This window comes from Microbacterium sp. SGAir0570, assembly GCF_005491085.2.
Classification (GTDB): Bacteria; Actinomycetota; Actinomycetes; order Actinomycetales; family Microbacteriaceae; genus Microbacterium; species Microbacterium arborescens.
The window spans coordinates 3,226,807-3,244,480 of the sequence record NZ_CP027929.1 but is presented as its reverse complement, the minus strand read 5'-3'; the positions used below and the strand labels follow the sequence as shown (position 1 = coordinate 3,244,480).

The 17,674-nt window shown below is 70.2% G+C and carries 16 protein-coding genes; 10 read left to right on the top strand and 6 right to left on the bottom strand.

What is annotated here, in order from left to right; all coding sequences use genetic code 11:
* Nucleotides 1–4 precede the first annotated feature (4 nt).
* Nucleotides 5–286, top strand: coding sequence for a hypothetical protein (locus tag C1N74_RS15375; RefSeq protein ID WP_023953601.1), 282 nt, complete (start codon nt 5–7; stop codon nt 284–286).
* Here the strand turns inward: C1N74_RS15375 and C1N74_RS15370 are convergent.
* From C1N74_RS15370 to C1N74_RS15365, 3 genes are all read right to left on the bottom strand, one after another.
* Nucleotides 283–1,389: an acetamidase/formamidase family protein gene (locus tag C1N74_RS15370; RefSeq protein WP_219994745.1), complete on the bottom strand. Its 1,107-nt coding sequence runs from the start codon at nt 1,387–1,389 to the stop codon at nt 283–285. The two genes, C1N74_RS15375 and C1N74_RS15370, sit on opposite strands and share 4 nt — an antisense overlap.
* The gene (locus C1N74_RS16535) at nt 1,386–2,078 is read right to left on the bottom strand and encodes a YoaK family protein (RefSeq protein ID WP_036305528.1); all 693 of its coding nucleotides are present in this window, start codon (nt 2,076–2,078) and stop codon (nt 1,386–1,388) included. The genes C1N74_RS15370 and C1N74_RS16535 overlap by 4 nt, the downstream gene beginning before the upstream one ends.
* Nucleotides 2,079–2,208: 130 nt before the next feature.
* Nucleotides 2,209–2,943 carry a FadR/GntR family transcriptional regulator gene (locus tag C1N74_RS15365; protein ID WP_071918907.1) on the bottom strand — a complete coding sequence of 245 codons (735 nt, stop codon included), beginning with the start codon at nt 2,941–2,943 and terminating at the stop codon, nt 2,209–2,211.
* A 183-nt stretch (nt 2,944–3,126) separates the two neighbouring features.
* Between C1N74_RS15365 and C1N74_RS15360 the strand changes: the two genes are divergently transcribed.
* From C1N74_RS15360 to C1N74_RS15350, 3 genes are read left to right on the top strand one after another with little or no spacing between them, the layout of a single operon-like run.
* Nucleotides 3,127–4,374, top strand: a complete 1,248-nt coding sequence (locus C1N74_RS15360; protein WP_064955839.1) for a dicarboxylate/amino acid:cation symporter — start codon at nt 3,127–3,129, stop codon at nt 4,372–4,374.
* Between the two features lie 60 nt (nt 4,375–4,434).
* Complete coding sequence (locus tag C1N74_RS15355; RefSeq protein WP_233494944.1) at nt 4,435–4,827, top strand: helix-turn-helix transcriptional regulator; 393 nt, start codon at nt 4,435–4,437, stop codon at nt 4,825–4,827.
* Nucleotides 4,827–5,771 carry a cation diffusion facilitator family transporter gene (locus C1N74_RS15350; protein WP_023953607.1) on the top strand — a complete coding sequence of 315 codons (945 nt, stop codon included), beginning with the start codon at nt 4,827–4,829 and terminating at the stop codon, nt 5,769–5,771. Before C1N74_RS15355 ends, C1N74_RS15350 begins: the two co-directional genes overlap by 1 nt.
* Nucleotides 5,772–5,788: 17 nt before the next feature.
* Here the strand turns inward: C1N74_RS15350 and C1N74_RS15345 are convergent, their stop codons facing one another.
* A complete protein-coding gene (locus C1N74_RS15345; protein WP_237049136.1) occupies nt 5,789–6,535 on the bottom strand; it encodes an EI24 domain-containing protein in 747 nt (248 codons plus the stop codon).
* 111 nt (nt 6,536–6,646) lie between these two features.
* Between C1N74_RS15345 and C1N74_RS15340 the strand changes: the two genes are divergently transcribed.
* Complete coding sequence (locus C1N74_RS15340; RefSeq protein WP_064955841.1) at nt 6,647–7,993, top strand: APC family permease; 1,347 nt, start codon at nt 6,647–6,649, stop codon at nt 7,991–7,993.
* Here C1N74_RS15340 and C1N74_RS15335 read toward each other — a convergent pair.
* Entirely contained in the window at nt 7,978–8,748 is a 771-nt protein-coding gene (locus tag C1N74_RS15335; RefSeq protein WP_023953610.1) for an IclR family transcriptional regulator, read from the bottom strand. The genes C1N74_RS15340 and C1N74_RS15335 overlap by 16 nt on opposite strands.
* 161 nt (nt 8,749–8,909) lie before the next feature.
* Between C1N74_RS15335 and C1N74_RS15330 the strand changes: the two genes are divergently transcribed.
* The 5 genes from C1N74_RS15330 (at nt 8,910) to C1N74_RS15310 (ending at nt 16,474) form a co-directional block, all read left to right on the top strand.
* A complete protein-coding gene (locus C1N74_RS15330; RefSeq protein WP_114598331.1) occupies nt 8,910–9,845 on the top strand; it encodes a carbohydrate ABC transporter permease in 936 nt (311 codons plus the stop codon).
* Complete coding sequence (locus tag C1N74_RS15325) at nt 9,842–10,744, top strand: carbohydrate ABC transporter permease (RefSeq protein ID WP_114598332.1); 903 nt, start codon at nt 9,842–9,844, stop codon at nt 10,742–10,744. Before C1N74_RS15330 ends, C1N74_RS15325 begins: the two co-directional genes overlap by 4 nt.
* Before the next feature lie 28 nt (nt 10,745–10,772).
* Nucleotides 10,773–12,059 (top strand): extracellular solute-binding protein, encoded by a 1,287-nt coding sequence (locus C1N74_RS15320; RefSeq protein WP_103842582.1) that lies wholly within the window; start codon nt 10,773–10,775, stop codon nt 12,057–12,059.
* A gap of 90 nt (nt 12,060–12,149) precedes the next feature.
* The gene (locus tag C1N74_RS15315; RefSeq protein ID WP_137750852.1) at nt 12,150–14,405 is read left to right on the top strand and encodes an FAD-dependent oxidoreductase; all 2,256 of its coding nucleotides are present in this window, start codon (nt 12,150–12,152) and stop codon (nt 14,403–14,405) included.
* A gap of 29 nt (nt 14,406–14,434) precedes the next feature.
* Nucleotides 14,435–16,474 (top strand): alginate lyase family protein, encoded by a 2,040-nt coding sequence (locus tag C1N74_RS15310; RefSeq protein ID WP_137750851.1) that lies wholly within the window; start codon nt 14,435–14,437, stop codon nt 16,472–16,474.
* A 105-nt stretch (nt 16,475–16,579) separates the two neighbouring features.
* Here C1N74_RS15310 and C1N74_RS15305 read toward each other — a convergent pair whose 3' ends face one another.
* Nucleotides 16,580–17,602 (bottom strand): zinc-dependent alcohol dehydrogenase family protein, encoded by a 1,023-nt coding sequence (locus tag C1N74_RS15305; protein ID WP_023953616.1) that lies wholly within the window; start codon nt 17,600–17,602, stop codon nt 16,580–16,582.
* Nucleotides 17,603–17,674 lie beyond the last annotated feature (72 nt).

Below are 17,674 nucleotides of genomic sequence, written 5' to 3'. Positions count from 1 at the left end.
CGGCATGGCGGACGTCTTCGGCTGGGGCACCATCGTGCTCGTGCTCTCGGTGCCGGTGGTCTTCATCGGCTCCGCGTTCGCGACCCGACGCCGTGACGATGCATCTCAGCCGTCGTCGGGAGGGTTGCTCGGGTTCGACGAGTTGTTCCACCCCGCGGCACACAACGCCCGGCTCACCTGGGAGGTCGAGCAGGAGCTGCCGGTTCCCGCGCCATCTCCCGACAAGGGCCCGGGCGTGATCGACGCCGGGCGCCGGATCGTCATCGAGATCGACCCGCGCGCCTAGGCGCGGCGCGAGTCCCCGGCGCGCTGAGGCACCCGCCCGAAGTCCGACTCGCGGATGCGGGCGTGGATGCCGCAGACGATGTCCACGACCTGTGAGATGTCGAAGTCGGTCGCCGCGCTCAAGTAGGCGTACGCGAGGTGCTCGTCCATGCCCCACCGGGCGGTGATGACGTCGAGCGCCGCGCGTACGCACTTGCGCATCGCCTCGTCCAGGTCGGGGTCGAGCCCCATGGGCACGAGGAACTCGTCGGTGCGGGCGAGTGGGCCGGTGAGCTCACCGAACTCCGCGAGGGCCTCGGTGCGCACGACGACCTCGAATCGCAGCGTCGCCCGCAGCGAGGCCTCCAGAGCGGTGAGCGCGACTTCGCCGTCGCCCTGCGCGAAGTGCGGGTCGCCGACGTAGGCGAGGGCGCCGGGAACTTGCACCGGAAGGTAGAGCGCCGCCCCCTCGGTCAGCAGCTTCACATCGAGGTTGCCGCCGTGGTCGCCGGGTGGCACCGAATGGGGACGCTCGTCTCCGGCGACGGCCACGCCCATCGTTCCGAGGAACGGCGCGAGCGGGAACTCGACGATCCGGCGGCCGTCGTCGGTCAGCGGCATCGTGCCGACGAGGCCGCCCGGGCGTTCTTCGACCGGGGTGAAGACGCTGACGGGATGCGGGCCGCGCGGGAGCACGCCGACCAGCGCACCTTTGCCGTGCCGGTTGGAGATGACGCCATAGGGCACGCGCGGGACGAGGCGCTCGACGGTGATTTTCAGCAGGTCGCCGGGCTGGGCGCCCTCGACGTGGATCGGTCCCGTGACGACGTGCGGTCCGTCGTGAGCAGGGTCGCGCGAGAGCGACGCGGCGATCGCGACCGCGTCGTCGAGGACAGCCTCCGGGGCGACGCCGTGACGCCCGAAGTAGGCGCGGGGATCCTTGCCCTGGTCCTCGAGGATTCCCTCGTGGCTGACGGTGTCGATCGTGACGGTCATGCCCGAGGCGATCGTGAGCACCGGCGCGTCGGCGGCGCACGGCAGCCGCCCCCACAGCACGGTGTCGGGACCGGCGGGGAGGTAGTGGTCGCCGGGGAGATCGCCCTCACCGGGCTGCAGCACGCTCACGCGACGACCGCTTCTCGTCGCGCCGGCGTGAACAGCCGAAGATGCCCGAGCACGACGACGGCGAGCGTGAGCAGTGCAGCCAGGAGGAGCGGGACCCCCGGGGTGAGGGGCAGCAGGACGGTTCCGACCAGTGCGCCCAGGAAGAGGACGAGGATGGCGGCGACGCGGCGGTTCCAGATCCCGCGCAGGCCGTCGTCGACGAACGATTCGCTCGCGAGGGACGTGAGGGTCGAGGTGACCACCACTGTCGTCATGTCGGTGACGGCGAGGCTGCGGGCGACGGCCGCCTGCGCGCCCATCGCGGCGGCGGTGAGCGTGGATGCCGTGAGGACGACCGGCTCGGAGCCGACGGCTCCGGGGATCAGGAACGTCACGCCCAGACCCGCGAGAACGATCGCCCCCGCGGCCAGCAGGCCCGTCACCGCGCCACCCCATTCCTTGCGTCGTCTCCGCAGGAACAGCCCCGCCGCGAAGGCGGCGGCGGTGAACGCCGCCAGAGCGATCGCCGGACCGAGAACCGGGAGGTCGTCGCCGCCGGCGACCGCCATGCCGAGGATGACGATGTTTCCGGTCATGTTGCCCACGAAGACGCGGTCGAGGGCGAGATAGCCGACCGCGTCGACCACGCCCGTCACGAAGGTCAGAAGCATGAGCGCGATGAGGGCGGTCCGGCGTTGTGCCGGCGCCACGTCGCGACGCGCGAGGCGTGAGGTCGAGGGATTGCGTCGCACGTTCGGCCTTCCGTAGCGGCCCGGGGCGGGCCGGTTCGAGATGACAGTAGCGGATGCCGAGCAGATTGGTCCTACCGGAGGGCAGAGCTCACGCGTCGTCGGCGGCATCCGCTCCGGACGATCCGGCCGATTCGATCAGCTGCCGGATCTCGGCCAGGTGGATGCGCATGGCGTACTCGGCGGCGTCGGGATCACCCGCGGCGAGGGCCGCGAGGATGCGCGCGTGGCCGTCGTGCGACAGGCGTCGCCCGTCGGCATCGAGGTGGGAGTACAGGCGGGCTGCGACCGTCCATGACGCCGTGAGCTCGCCGAGGGCCGCCAGCAGCGGGTTGCCGGTGGCCTGTGCGACGGCGGTGTGGAACGCGATGTCGAGGGCCGCCGATCCTTCGGCGTCGTTCTCGCCGCCGGACTCGAGCAGCTCGCGGAGAGCCTCGAGCTGGCTCCGGTCGACGCGGGCAGCGGCGAGGCGGACGAGCTGGGGCTCGATGACGGCCCGGAACTCGGCCGCGTTGCGGAACTCGGCCGAGACCTCGTTCATGCGTGCGGCCAGCGTCGCCGAGAGCGGAACCCTCCGGGCGATTCGGTTCGCGCTGCCCTGCCGACGCTCGATCAGCCCGAGTCCGGCGAGGCGGGTCAGGGCCTCGCGGAGAGCGTTGCGCGAGACGCCGAGGGTCTGCGCGAGCACACGCTCGGGCGGCAGCGGCGCACCCGGGCTGAGCTCGCCGGTCACGATGAGGCGCTCGAGGTGTCGCGAGATGTCGTCGGCGATCAGCGCGTGCGTGCGGGGGAGGGGGCCGAGGCTCGCTCCGGCGGGGTCGGTCACAGCGGATCCTCCTCATCTGGCGGGCCGGCTCAGTCTGTCACGCTCGCCGCCTCGTCATCCGACGTTCCGATCATGTAAACGGGTCGTTACGGTCCTACCAATTCTCCGCGTCGACGATCGGCGCCGACCTAGCGTCGATGTCACCGCCGTCCGGCGGGAAGGCTTCGAGAGGGACGGACGACCGTGAAGAAAGCACTGAAGAGCCCTGCGTTGCAGATCGGACTCGCGGCACTGCTGGGTATCGCGTTCGGGCTCGTGCTGGGCGACGCGGCGGCGGCGATCGCGTTCGTCGGTGACATCTTCATCCGCCTCATCCAGATGTCGATCGTGCCGCTGGTGATGTCGTCGATCATCTTCGCGATCGGCTCTCTCCGCGGATCGGGCATGGGCCGCCTCGCGACGCGGACCTTCGCGTGGATGCTCGTCTTCGCGGCGGTGGCCGCCGTGGTGGCCTGGATCATCGGCTCGGTCCTGCAGCCGGGGTCGGGAGTCGATTTCTCCGGAGCGGTCGATCCGTCCCTCGAGGATGCCGCCGGCGAGGCGCTGGGCTGGCAGGACACGATCGTCGGTTTCGTCTCGACGAACATCTTCGACGCCATGTCCGGCGCCGCGATGGTCCCGATCATCGTCTTCTCGCTGCTGTTCGGCGCCGCGCTGAACGTCTACGTGACGGCCAGCGGCAACCGGCTCGTGCTCGACTTCTTCGATCAGATCCAGCAGGTGGTCCTGACGATGATCCGTTTCGTGATGCTGATCGCGCCGATCGGCGTCTTCTGCCTCCTCGCCGACCTCGCCGGTACGGTCGGATTCGGGGTCGTGATCGGCGGGCTCGGCTATCTGGGCTCGACCCTCCTCGGCGTGCTCGTCCTGCTCATCCTCTTCGTCGCCGTGGTGTGGGCGCGGACGCGCGTCAACATCGCCTTACTGCCGGCCAAACTCGCTCAGCAGACGCTGATCGCCGTGACCACGACGAGCTCGGCGGTGACGTACCCGACCGTGCTCAAGACGGCGATCGAGAAGATCGGCGTCGACCGCACCGTGGCCAACTTCACCCTCTCGGTGGGGCTGACGATGGGGTCGTACGGCGCCGTGCTCAACTACGTGATCGTCGTGATGTTCCTCGCCCAGTCCGGCGGCGTCCACCTCGACGCGGGCACCCTCCTGCTCGGGATGGGGCTGGCGATTCTTCTCAACATGGGCACGATCACGGTACCGGGCGGGTTCCCCGTCGTCGCTACCTTCCTCGCCACCTCGCTCGGGCTGCCGTTCGAGGGAGTCGGACTCCTCATCGCGGTCGACTGGTTCGCGGGCGTGCTGCGAACCTTCCTCAACGTCAACGGCGACACGTTCGTCGCCATGCTGGTCGCAGACGACCGGAAGGAGCTCGATCGCGACGTCTACGAGGGGAGGGTGCGCGCCCTGGCCGTCTGAGCCCGGGCCGCCCGAGCCCTGGCGGATGCGCCTGACCAGCGATATCATCGCCGTGTGACGATGAATCCCGAGGCCTCCCCGCGGATGGCGACGCAGCTCGACGAGCGGGCCACCGAGATCTACGCGCACCTGTTCCAGGCGCTCGCCGATCCGACCCGCCTCGCGGTGCTGCAGCACCTGTCGTACGGCGAGCACCGCGTTCGCGACCTCGTCGAGCACGTCGGCCTCGCTCAGTCGACCGTCAGCAAGCACGTCGCCTTCCTGCTCGAGTGCGGGCTCGTGACCCTCCGTCCCGAGGGGCGCTCATCCTGGTACGCGCTGGCCGAGCCCGACGCGACGGCGGGGCTCGTCGACGCCGCCGAGGCTCTGCTGCGCGCGACCGGTACCCGTGCCACGCTGTGCGCCCACCTCCGCCGGCCGCGGCCGGTGACCGACGTCGCGGTGGCCGGCTGATGGGTGCGGGGCACAGCCACGCGCCGGCGGGTGCGATCCCGGCGGGGCAGCCGGCCGACTTCCGGGTGAAGCTGTGGATCGCGTTCGGCATCACCGCCGCGATCGTGGTGACCCAGGCGGTGGGCTCGATCGTGACGGGCAGCCTCGCGCTGCTCACCGACACGGCGCACGCCCTCACCGATGCCTCCGGTCTGCTCGTCGCCCTCGTCGCGGCGAACCTCATGATGCGTCCCGCGAATGCCCGCCGGACGTGGGGTTTCCGCAGGATCGAGGTGATCGCCGCGTTCGCGCAGGCGGCGCTGCTGCTCGTCGTCGGCGTGTACGCCGCGATCGAAGGCATCCGGCGCCTGTTCGAGCCGCCGGAGGTGCCCGCGATCGAGCTGCTCGTCTTCGGCGTCGTCGGGCTCGTCGCCAATATCGTGGCGATCGCCGTCCTCTCGTCGAGTCGCGGCGCGAACTTCAACATGCGCGCGGCGTTCCTCGAAGTGCTCAACGACGCCCTCGGCTCGGTCGGCGTCATCGTCGCCGCGATCGTGATCGCGACGACCGGATTCGCCCAAGCGGATGCCGTCGCCGGCCTGTTCATCGCCGCCCTCATCGTGCCCCGCGCGGTGAAGCTGATGCGCGAGACGGCCTCGGTGCTGATGGAGTTCACGCCCCGCGGGCTCGACCTCGACGATGTGCGCGCGCACATCCTGCGTCTGGACCATGTGACCGACGTGCACGATCTGCACGCGTCGACGGTCGCAACGGGGCTGCCCACGATCACGGCTCACGTCGTCGTCGAGGACCGATGCTTCAGCGACGGCCACGCGGCCGAGGTGCTCCAGGAGGTGCGCTCGTGCGTCGCGGAGCACTTCGAGGTGTCGGTGCTGCACTCCACCTTCCAGATCGAGAACGAGCACATCCGCGATGAGGAACCCGACTCGATGCGGCACGCGTGAGACCGGCCGCCTGAACCTCAGTCGCGCGCGTCGAGCACCGCGCGGGCCAACCGGGTCGAGCCGGCCACGGCGGCAGGCATCGTGACCACAGCCCCGAGCGGGATGAGGAAGCACAGCTGCGTCGCGATCCCGAAGCCCAGGAACCGGGCGCGGTGGGAGCGCCGCAGGCGGCGACGGTCGGCCGCCAGTATGCCGCGCGCCGACAGGGCGCGCGAGGTGAGCTCGTCGGCGAGGAGCCAACCCGTGAGCGACACCGCGGTGACCGACCCCAGCACGCCGCCCACGACCGGGATGAGGCCGACGAGGGCGGCCAGAACGGCGGCCAGCAGACCGCGGGCGATCAGCCCGATCGCATCGCCGACCGATCGCCAGAACCCTCCCTCGCTGTCGGGAACGGCGCCGCCGAGGTCGGCTTCGGCCGCACGCCAGATGCGGTCGTAGAACGGCTCGCCCACCATGAGGGTGAGCGCGGTGAACGACACCGCGACGAGCACGATCGCCCCGCCGAGCAGGGCGGTGCCCGCGGCGATGCGCACGATCGTCGTCCACACCTCGGGCCACGCGTCCGCGAAGGGCGTGAGGGCGTCGACGATCTGAGGCAGGAAGGCACCGAGGGCGATGAGTCCGCCGAGGAGGACGAGCCCGACGATCGCGGCGGGGATGAGTCCGAGCGCCATGACCCCCGGCCGGCGCGACCAGAAGCCGAAGCCGCGCGCGAGGTCGGCGGCGCCGCGGAGGAACGAGCGGGCGGGAGCATCGGACATGTCTCTCATCCTGCCTGCATCGGGCACCGGCCAGCGGCAGGTTCACAACCACAGATCGCGCGCCGGCGCCAGGGGTTGTCCGAATTCGGGATGTGGCGCTGGAGTGTTGCGATGACCAACGACACCAGTGCGCCGATCGCCGACGATCGGCCCGGGCTGAAACGGGCCATCGGAACCCCCCTCCTGTTCGCATTCATCGTCGGCGACACCCTCGGCGCCGGCATCTACACCCTCGTCGGAACGATGGCGAACGACGTCGGCGGCGTGATCTGGCTGCCGCTGCTGATCGCGCTCGTCGTCGCGCTGCTCACCGCCGGCACCTATGCGGAGCTCATCACGAAGTACCCGCACGCGGGCGGTGCCGCCCGCTACGTCGACAAGGCGTTCGGCATCCCGTTCCTGTCGTTCCTCGTGGGGTTCCTCATGATGGCGTCGGGCATCACGACGGCGGCGGCGCTGGCCAACGCGTTCGCGGGGGACTACTTCGCCGCGCTGTTCGACATCCCGCCGATCCCGGTGGCGATCGCCTTCATCGCCGTGCTCACCGTCATCAACCTGCGGGGTGTGCGCGAGTCGCTCGCAACGAACTTCGTGGCATCGATCATCGAGGTCTCGGGTCTGGTGATCGTCATCTTCGTCGCGGCGATGGTGTTCGCCGGCGGCGGTGGCGAGCCGGCGCGCGTCTTCGAGTTCGCCCCGGATGTGCCCCCGCTGCAGGGGGCGTTCGCGGCATCCATCGTCGCCTTCTTCTCGTTCCTCGGCTTCGAAGCGGCGGCCAACATGGCCGAAGAGGTGAAGAACCCCTCGAAGTCGTACCCGCGGGCGCTCTTCGGCGCCATCATCACCGCGGCTGTCGTCTACCTGCTCATCGCGATCGGTGCCGTGATCGTGGTGCCGCCGGCCGAGCTGGCCGAATCGACCGGTCCGCTGCTGGATGTCGTGACCGCCAGCGGCGTCGCCATCCCGCCGTGGCTGTTCAGCCTCATCGCCCTCGTCGCGATCGCCAACGGCGCCCTCCTCTTCATGGTCATGGCCAGTCGCGTGGGTTACGGCCTCGCCGAGTCGGGTCTGCTGCCGCACGCCTTCGGCCGGGTGTTGTCGAAGCGCCGCACGCCGTGGGTCTCGATCCTCGTCGTCGCCGGCGCCACGATGCTTCTCACCGTGCTCGGCGACATCGGAACGCTCGCCGAGACGACGGTGCTGCTGCTTCTGCTCGTCTTCCTCTCGGCCAACGTCAGCGTTCTGGTGCTGAAGAAGGACAAGGTCGAGCACAAGCACTTCTCGGTGCCCCGGGTCGTGCCCGTGCTGGCGATCATCGCCAGCATCGTGCTGCTCACCCAGCAGACCGGCCCGGTGTGGCTCGGTACCGCCGGCTACATCGTGGTCGGGACGGTCCTGTTCTTCATCGCGCGGGCGGGGCGCCGCCGCTCGGACCGCAAGGCTCAGGCCGGGCCCTGATAGCCCAGGCCTGAGCTGATGCGGTCGGCGGTCTCGACGACCGTCCGGCCCAGCTCCGCGCCACGCGTCTCGAGATCGATCGCCGTGAGCGGCCCGGAGATGGATACGGCCGCGATGATCTTTCCGCTGCGGTCGAGGATCGGCGCGGCGGTCGAGGCCCGTCCGAGCACGAACTCCTCGACCTCGATCGCGTACCCGCGTCGCGCGGTCAGCGCGACCTCGCGGTCGAGGTCATCGTGCGTCGTGATGGTCGCCTCGGTGAATCCGGGCAGCTCCGGCAGCAACCGCTGGCGCTTCTCGCGATTCGTGCCGATGAGCGTGGCCTTGCCGATGCTGGTCGCATGCAACGGGACGCGCTGACCCATCAGCGTGTGCGACTTCGGTGAGAGCGGCCCCTCGAAGTTGCAGAGGTAGACCAGCTCCGCACCGCGGAGGAGGGCGATATTGACACCGAGGCCGATCTCACCGGCGAGGCTCTGCGCGATCTGACGACCGACTCGGTGCACCCGGTTCTGATTGATCGCGATGCCCGCGAGGGTCATGAGCTCGGCGCCGAGGAAGTAGAGCGACGTCTGCGGGTCGCGCTCGACCAGCCCGCCGGCCTCGAGGGTCGCGAGCAGACGGGATGCGGTCGACTGGCCGATCCCCGCTTCGCGCGCGACATCGCTCACGCGCATGGGCTCGCCCCCCGAGAAGGTCTCGAGAACCGTGATCGCCTTCTCGACGCTCTGATTGGCGCCCTTCTCCGCAGCCATGCTTCCTCGCTTTCGCCGCCGATGTTCGTCACCCTATTATGCACATAGTGCATGGCAGTTGCGCACTGTGCGCACGTCGTGCACTCTGAGTTCGGCGACGCGGATGGTCGCCGCCCCGGGAGTCGCAGACGACGGCCCGGACGACGAAACGAAGGACGACGATGACCTCTTCGAGCGTGACCGCTCACGAGAGCCCCGGACGGGGCCGACTCGGCTCGCGGCTGAGCGAGCGCACCTTCCTGGTCTTCCTGCTGCTGCCCGGGTTCGTGCTGCTCTGCGCGATCGTGCTCTATCCGCTGCTGCGGTCGCTCGTCTCGGCGTTCTTCGACGAGAACCTGCTCTATCCGGGCATGGAGTTTGTGGGGCTCGAGAACCTGTCCGCCGTCCTCGCGGACGACTTCGGTCGTCTCGTCTGGCAGACCCTCATCTTCACCGTGGGCGCGACCATCGCGCCCTTCCTGATCGGGCTCGCGCTCGCGCTCGTGCTGAACCAGCGCTTCCCGGGCCAGCGCATCCTGCGGGGCGCCTTCCTCATCCCGTGGCTGATTCCCGGCGTCGTGGTCTCCTTCCTCTGGATGTGGATCTTCGATGCCAACTACGGCGTGCTCAACGGCATCCTCATGAGCCTCGGCGCCATCGACAGCCCGGTCGCCTGGCTCTTCCAGACCGACACCGCTCGCGGCGCCCTCATCATCGCGAAGACGTGGAACACGTTCCCCTGGGTGATGGTCATGCTCCTGGCCGCGCTCCAGACGGTCCCCGGCGAACTGCACGAGGCGGCCTCGATGGACGGAGCCGGCGTCGCCCGCCGCTTCTTCGCCGTCACGTGGCCGCACATCCGCGGCGTCGCGGCCCTCGTGGTCCTGCTCGAGTTCATCTGGAACTTCCAGCACTTCGACACGATCTTCGTGCTGACCGGCGGCGGCCCCGCCGGCACCACCAGCACCTTCGCGACAGAGGTGTACGACACCGCCTTCCGCGGGTACGACCTGGGCCACGCCGGCGCGCTCGGCATCGTCTGGATGGCGCTGCTGACCGTACTCGTCGTGGTGTACGTCTGGCTCTCCGAGCGCGGCGAGAAGGAAGGCTCCCGATGAGCACCATCACCCCCGTTCCCGCGCCCGTGGCAGCGGCCGCGACGACCCCCGGGTCCCCGCGTCCGACACGACGCCGACGCACCCGCATCCGCTGGGGAATGTGGACCGCGCTCGCCGTCATCGTCCTGTTCGGGTTCGCCCCGGTGTACTGGCTCCTCGTGACGTCGCTCACGCCGAGCGACCGCGTGTTCGCCTTCCCGCCGGCCATCTTCCCCACCCAGGTGACGTTCGAGCACTATGCGACGGTCTTCGGCAACGAGCAGATCTTCGGCTACCTCCGCAACAGCGTCATCGTGTCGGTCGTGACCGCCGTGCTGTCGGTCGTGGTGTCGATGTACATGGGGTACGCCTTCTCGAAGTACCGCTTCGCCGGTCGCAAGTCGCTGATGTACTTCGTGCTCTCGAGCCAGATGTTCCCGCAGGCGCTGCTGCTCGTCACGCTCTACCTCGTCTTCGCCCAGTTCGGTCTCCTGAACACCTACCTCGCGCTGATCCTGTCGTTCACGACGTTCACGCTGCCGCTGTGCGTGTGGATGCTGAAAGGCTTCTTCGACGCGCTCCCCGACGACCTCATCGAGGCGGCGCGCATCGACGGCGCCGGTCCGTGGCGCATCTTCCACTCGGTCGTGTTCCCGCTGGCCGCGCCCGGTCTGGTCGCGGCGGGGCTGTTCGCCTTCGTCCGCGGGTGGAACGACTTCATCTTCGCGCTCACTCTCGCCGGGCCCGATCGGCAGACGCTGCCGCCCGGCCTCGTGAACACCTTCATCTCCGAGGCCAGCACCTCGTGGCCCGCGCTCATGGCGGCATCCCTCGTGGTGTCGGTGCCGGTATGCGTCGCGTTCATCCTGCTCCAGCGCTTCCTCGTCGGCGGCATCACCGCCGGCGCGGTCAAGGGCTGACCCACCCACCCGATTCGAAGGAGAATTCATGGTCCAGGACATCTCGCGGCGCACGCTGCTGCGTTACTCGGTGTTCGGCATCGGCGGCGCGGCCGTGCTCGGGCTCGCCGGCTGCGCCCCGGGAGGCTCCGGTGCGCCGGCCGCGACGCCGGGCGGCGGCACCGCCACCGACTTCACGTTCTCGTCGTGGAGCCTCTCGGAAGAAGCGGCGAAGCCGGCGATCGAGTCGGCCCTGTCGGGCTTCCGGCAGGCGCAGGGCATCGAGATCGACACGGTGGCCTACCCGTACAACGACTACCTCAACCAGCTGACGCTGCAGGTACGGGGCGGTCAGTTCGCCGGCGCCGCCCAGCTCGACGTCGCCTGGCTGTCGGCGCTCGCCGCGCTGGGGAAGCTCACCGATCTCTCGGCGTTCGCGCAGGGCAAGGGATACACCGATGCCGCGCTGGGCGCGGGGAAGTCGGACGGCAAGCAGCTCGGACTGCCCTGGACGATCGGCGCCGTGGGTCTCATCGGCAACGCCGAGCTGTTCGACCGTGCCGGGGCGTCGCTCACCCCCGCCACGATCGAGGAGTTCGAAGAGGGCCTGCGTGCGCTCAAGGGCATCGGGGTGATCCCGTACGCGGCGAGCACGAAGGCCGCGCAGCTCAAGGACATCGTCGTGTGGATGCAGACCTTCGGCTCGCCGATCGTCGACGGCGACGCCTCGGCGATCGGTGACGAAGCGTCGATCAAGGCCGTCGAGTGGTACAAGAAGCTTTACGACGAGGGGCTCATCGCGCCCGACGTCGACCGTGCCGCCGCCCGCACCCTCTTCGCACAGGGGTCGACCGCGCTCTACGACGACGCGCCCGTGGGCAAGTCGGCGGTGCTGTCGCAGTCGCCCGACGCTTCGCTCGGCGACAAGATGACCCCCATCGCCCGGCCGGTGCTGAAGGCGGGTCAGACCCCGCAGCACGTCCTCTGGGGACACCTCGTCGTCGTCGTCGACGGCGAGGGGGCGCAGACGGCGGCCGACTTCGCATCGTGGCTCACGAGCGACACCGCGCAGAGCGAGACGTACTTCACCGCGCTCGGCCTACCGCCGACGACGGATGCCGCCCTCTCGTCGAACGCGGTCACCTCGAACACCTTCGTCGAGGCGTTCACGTCGTCGATCACCGCGACAGCGAAGCCCAGCCCGCTGTGGAAGTACCCCGCGTACGGGCAGATGGAGACCGCGATCGCCGAACAGGTCCAGGCGGTGCTCATCGGCCAGGCCCAGCCCGCCGCGGCGATGAAGAGCGCGGGGGAGGCGATCTCCCGCCTGCTCTGAGCCCGCTCGCCTCACCGCTCGACCAGACCGCCATCCGACCGGCGGGAGCCGTCTCGCTCCCGCCGGTGTCCCCCCTGCCCTGAAGGAACCATGCGCACTCAGAACATCGAATCCGACATCACCGTCGTCGGCGGCGGCCTCGCCGGCGTCTGCGCGGCGATCAGCGCCGCGCGACTGGGGAAGCGGGTGGCGCTCATCGGCAACCGGCCGGTGCTGGGCGGCAACTCGTCGTCGGAGGTGCGGGTCTGGGTCGTCGGCGCGACGTCGCACGGCATCCAGCGGTTCGCCCGCGAGAGCGGCGTGATCGGCGAGCTCTATGTCGAGAACCAGTACCGCAACCCGGAGGGGAACCCGATCATCTGGGACGAGGTGGTGCTCGACGCGGTGCGGGCCGAGCCCAACATCCGGTTGTTCCTCAACACGGATGTGCGCGAGATCGACACCGACGACGTCGACGGCGAGCGGGTCGTGACGGCGGTGCACGGGTGGACGATGGGGTCGGAGATCGCCACGACGTTCCGCGGCCCGTACGTCCTCGACTGCACCGGCGACGGCCTCATCGGGTACCTGGCCGGCGCCGACTTCCGGATCGGCCGCGAGGCCCGCGGCGAGTTCGGCGAGGCGTGGGCGCCCGAGACGGCCGATGACGAGCTCCTCGGTTCGACGATCCTCTTCTACACCAAGGATGTGGGCAGACCGGTCGACTTCGTCGCGCCGGACTCGGCGAAGGACATCACGACAACCCCGATCCCGACGTCGCGGATCCTGCGGTCCGGCGACTCGGGCGCGCACTACTGGTGGATCGAGTGGGGCGGCCACCTCGACACCGTTCACGACAACGAGGCGATCCGCGACGAGCTGCGCTCGGTGATCTTCGGCATCTGGGACTACATCAAGAACTCGGGTCGCTTCGACGCCGAGACCCTCGACCTCGAATGGGTCGGCACGATCCCGGGCAAGCGCGAGTACCGCCGATTCCTCGGTGACCACGTGTTGACGCAGAACGACATCCTCGATCAGGTCGACCACCACGACGACGTCGCGTTCGGCGGCTGGTCGATCGACCTGCATCCGGTCGACGGCATGTACGCCACCGAGGCCGGGGCGCACCAGCGGTACTCGAACGGCATCTACGGCATTCCGTTCCGCAGTTACTACTCGCGCAACGTCGCGAACCTGCTCGTGGCGGGCCGCGACATCTCGGCGAGCCACGTGGCATTCGGCTCGACCCGCGTCATGGCCACGTGCGGCGCGGGCGGCGAGGCGGCGGGAACCGGCGCCGCCCTCGCGCTCGACCTCGGGGTGCGTCCGCGGGCGCTGGCGGTCGATCACGCCGACGAGCTGCGCCAGGTGCTCCTGCGCCAGGACGCCTCGGTGTTCGGCGTGCGCAACACCGATCCGGCCGACCTGGCGCGGCACGCCCGCGTGTCGGCGTCGTCAGCAGCAACCACGGTCGATCCCGTCGAGCTGGTTCCCGATGCCGCTGTCGCTGAGCACCCTCTCGATTCCGACCTGGGCGTGCTCGTTCCCGTGGACCCGCGGCTCGACGGCCTGGATGTCCTGCTGACGGTGGCCCGCGACACGACCCTCACCGCCGCCCTGTGGACCACCGGGCGTCGGCAGAACGCGGTTCCCATCGACGAACGCTCGCGGGTCTCGGTCGATGTGGCGGCAGCCGCCGATCCGCAGTGGGTGCGGTTGCCCCTGGCATGGACACCGGACGAGCCCGAGAACGTCGTCGTGGTGCTGGGTGCCGACCCCGACGTGAGCGTCGTGCTGGCCGAGGCTCAGGTGCCGGGAGTGCTGACCCTGCCGCACCGGCCTCAGGCCGATGGCGATCAGAACGTCGCCGTCGACGAGTCGGAGAGCGTCATCGCGTGGCCGGCGATCCCGATGCGGGGACGGACCCCGCGCGTGCGCCTGCACCCCGACACCGCGGCGTTCGCGGCCCCGCAGGCGGTCGGCGGCTACCAGCGGTTCTTCGGCGGTCCGAACCTGTGGATGTCGCGTCCCGACGACGCAGCACCGCACCTCGCCCTCGCGTGGGATGACGCGCAGTCGATCAGCACCGTGCGCCTGGTCTTCGACGACGACACCGACGTCGAGTTGAACACTCTGCACCATCACCGCACACCTGATCGCGTGTTCCCCGAGCTCGTCCGCGACTACGTCGTGGAGACCTGCGGCGCCGACGGCGTCTGGGTCGAACGGGTCAGCGTGACGGCGAATCGCCGACGCCAGCGCGTGCACGAGGTCGAGGTCGACGGGGTGACGGGCCTGCGAGTGCGGGTGACGGCCACGAACGGTGCCGCGCAGGCGCGGATCGTCTCGCTGCGCGTGATGTGAACACCGAAAACCCCGACGAAAGGTAAGACATGAAGAATCGATGGAGATTCTCGCTCGGTCTGATCGGCGTCGTCGCGCTGACGATGGCAGCCCTCCCGGCGACCGCCGCGCCGACACCGCCCGCGACGATCGACGAGGCGTTCGACGAGCTGACGTCCGAATGGCTGCCCGCAGCGGGGACGTGGGAGGCAGCGGACGGCGTCGCGAGAGTCGTGCAGCCGGGGTCGTCACGAGGGTCGATCCTCGCGCTGACCGGCCGCGGCCTCGACCAGGCGGCGACCGCGATGGTGACCTTCTCCGCTGCGGGCGGGGGAGCCAGCGCGTGGGCGGGCTTCACGGTGCGTCGCACCGGAACGGCCGACGACTACACGCAGTCCGGTTACACCGTTCTCGTCCGCAACAGCGGTGAGCTGGCGGTCATCCGCGCCGCCGGTGACGGTCAGGTCGCCGTACTCGGCACCGCGCAGACCGACGCTCGCCCCGGGTCCGGCCCGGTCACGGTCACGGCTTCGCTCGACGGCGAGCGGATGCGGGTCGGCCTCGGCGGCGTCGGGGAGGCGACGACGCTGATCGACGTCACGGACGCCGCCTTCTCGGGCAGCGGGTTCGCCCTCGCGGCGCACCGAGACGTCCGGATGTCGGCCGCCTCCGTGCAGCTGTCGGGCGTCATCGATCGGGCCGAGCCGGTGCCGACCGACTGCGTCGGCTGGTCGGGGACGCCGGCGACGGATGCCGGCCGCGGCGAGGTGCTCGTGAGCGACGCCCGCGTCGAGGCGGTATCGGCGCGCATCGCGGCGGGCGAGCAGCCGCAGGCGTTCGCGTACGCACGTTTGCTCACCGCTGCCGACGCGGGTCTCGAGCGAGCGCCCGCCCCGCCGACGACGTTCTTCGTGCCGTTCTTCTACAACGATCCGACCGCGCACCGTGCGGCACGGGACGGGCTGCAGAACGACGCGAACACCGCCTACGAGCTCGCATTGGCGTATCGCCTGTCGGGCGAGGCCCGCTACGGTGCGCATGCCGCGCAGTTCATCGACGCCTGGACCACGACGGTCGAATGCGTGCGCACCCGCGAAGATTCCGCGCTCGCCTTCAGCTACCACTTCCCGGCTTTCGTCCATGCTGCCGAGCTGCTGCGCGGCACGTCGGTGTGGAGTGCGGCCTCGGAGGCCGTGTTCGCCGGCTTCCTGCGCGAGACGGCGTCGCCGGTCGCGGCGTCGATCCTGCACCGCACGAACAACTGGGGCAGCTGGGCCCTCGAGACGACGACCGCCGTGGCGGCGTACCTCGACGACGAGGCGGGGCTCGACGCGGCGAACGCGCGCGCCGTCGAGCTGCTCGAGCACCAGATCGACGAGAACGGGCACCTCCCGGAGGAGGTCGATCGGAACAACGGCGTCGGAGACTACGGCATCTGGTACACCCATTTCTCGCTGCTGCCGCTCTTCCTCGTCGCCGAGACGCTGTCGGTGCACGGGTACGACGTGCACGCTCACGTCAACGCGAACGGGCGCGGGCTCGCCGACGCCGCGGACGCCGCGACGGGATGGGTCGCCGACCCGGCATCCTTCCCCTATTACACGGGCGACCCGGCGAAGCTCGCGAATGTGCGAACCATCGACTACCTGCGCGACGCGGGGGTCCTGGCGCACAGCATGAGCTACTTCGAGCTGGCGCAGAACCACTTCCCGACGGACCAGCGCGCGGCGCTGCTCGCCGAGGAAGGGCCGATGACGACGATCCACTCGGCGCCGTACCTGAGCCTCACCCACGGTGGACTCGCCGACGTCACGGCGGCACCCGGTGAGGGTGAGCCGGGCACGGGCGAGCCGGGAGGGGGAACCCCCGGCGGCACGGGTTCGCCGGGAGGGTCGTCGGGAGGGTCGTCGGGCATCGGTCCGGCCGGGGCGCCGGCCGGTGGCTCGGACGCCCGGGCGATCGGCTCGCTCGCGGCATCCGGAGGCCAGGTCTCGCCCGCGCCGCTGGCGCTCGCCGCAGGGCTGAGCCTCGTCGGCCTGCTCCTCATCGTCGCGCGGGTGCGCCGGCGAGCGGTCACGACGCGGGGCTGAGCCCGGTCTGCCGCGATCCCGGATGCAAGGGATCGCGGCAGACACGCCGTGCCGGCGGCATCCTGGACGGGGTGTCGGATCGGATGCCGTGAATCCCGGTGCCGGTCAGAGGGTGAGCAGCACCTTCGTGGCGCGGCGCTCGTCCATGGCCCGGTAGCCCTCGGCGGCATCGTCGAGCGGCAGCGTCAGGTCGAAGACGGCGCCCGGGTCGATCGCCCCCGACATGATGAGTTCGATCAGCTCGGGGAGGTACTGCCGCACGGGAGCCGGCCCGCCGTGCAGGTGCACGCCCGATCCGAAGAGTTCGGCGCCGGGAAGCTCGACGTCGTGTGAGACCCCGACGTATCCGACGTGACCGCCGGCGCGGGTGGAGCGGATCGCCTGCATCATCGACTCCTGCGTGCCGACCGCTTCGATGACCGAGTGCGCGCCCAATCCGTCGGTGAGCTGCTTGATTCGCGCGACGCCGTCGCCGCCGCGCTCCTCGACGATGTCGGTCGCGCCGAACCGGCGGGCGAGCGCCTGGCGGTCGGCGTGGCGCGACATCGCGATGATGCGCTCGGCCCCGAGCTGCTTGGCCGACAGGATGCCGAGAAGTCCGACGGCGCCATCGCCGACGACCGCGACGGTCTTGCCGGGGCCGGCCTGAGCGGCGACGGCGGCGAACCACCCGGTGCCGAGCACGTCGGATGCCGCCAGCAGGCCGCGGATCTGGTCGTCGGTGGGCTGGCCCGGGACGACGACGAGCGTGCCGTCGGCCAGGGGGACGCGCAGGCGTTCGGCCTGCGAGCCGAGACGGCCCATCGGCACGCGGTCGACGCAGTGCGACTGGTAGCCGTCGCGGCAGATCTCGCAGGTGTTGTCGGAGGCGATGAACGAGCCGACGACGAAGTCGCCGACGGAGAGTCCGCTGACATCGTCGCCGATCTGCTCGACGACGCCGACGTACTCGTGCCCCATCGGGATGGGGCGCTTGATGGCGTCTTCGCCGCGATAGGGCCACAGGTCGGAGCCGCAGATGCAGGCCGCCGCCACGCGGATGACGGCATCCGTGGGCTTCTCGATGACCGGGTCGGGGCGTTCCTCGACGCGGACGTCGCCGGGGGCGTGCATGATGACTCCGCGCATGGTGGTTGTCCCTTCGTAGCGGTGATCCCATTCCACCTCATGCGAGGGCCGGCGGGTCCCTCCTGGCCAGCC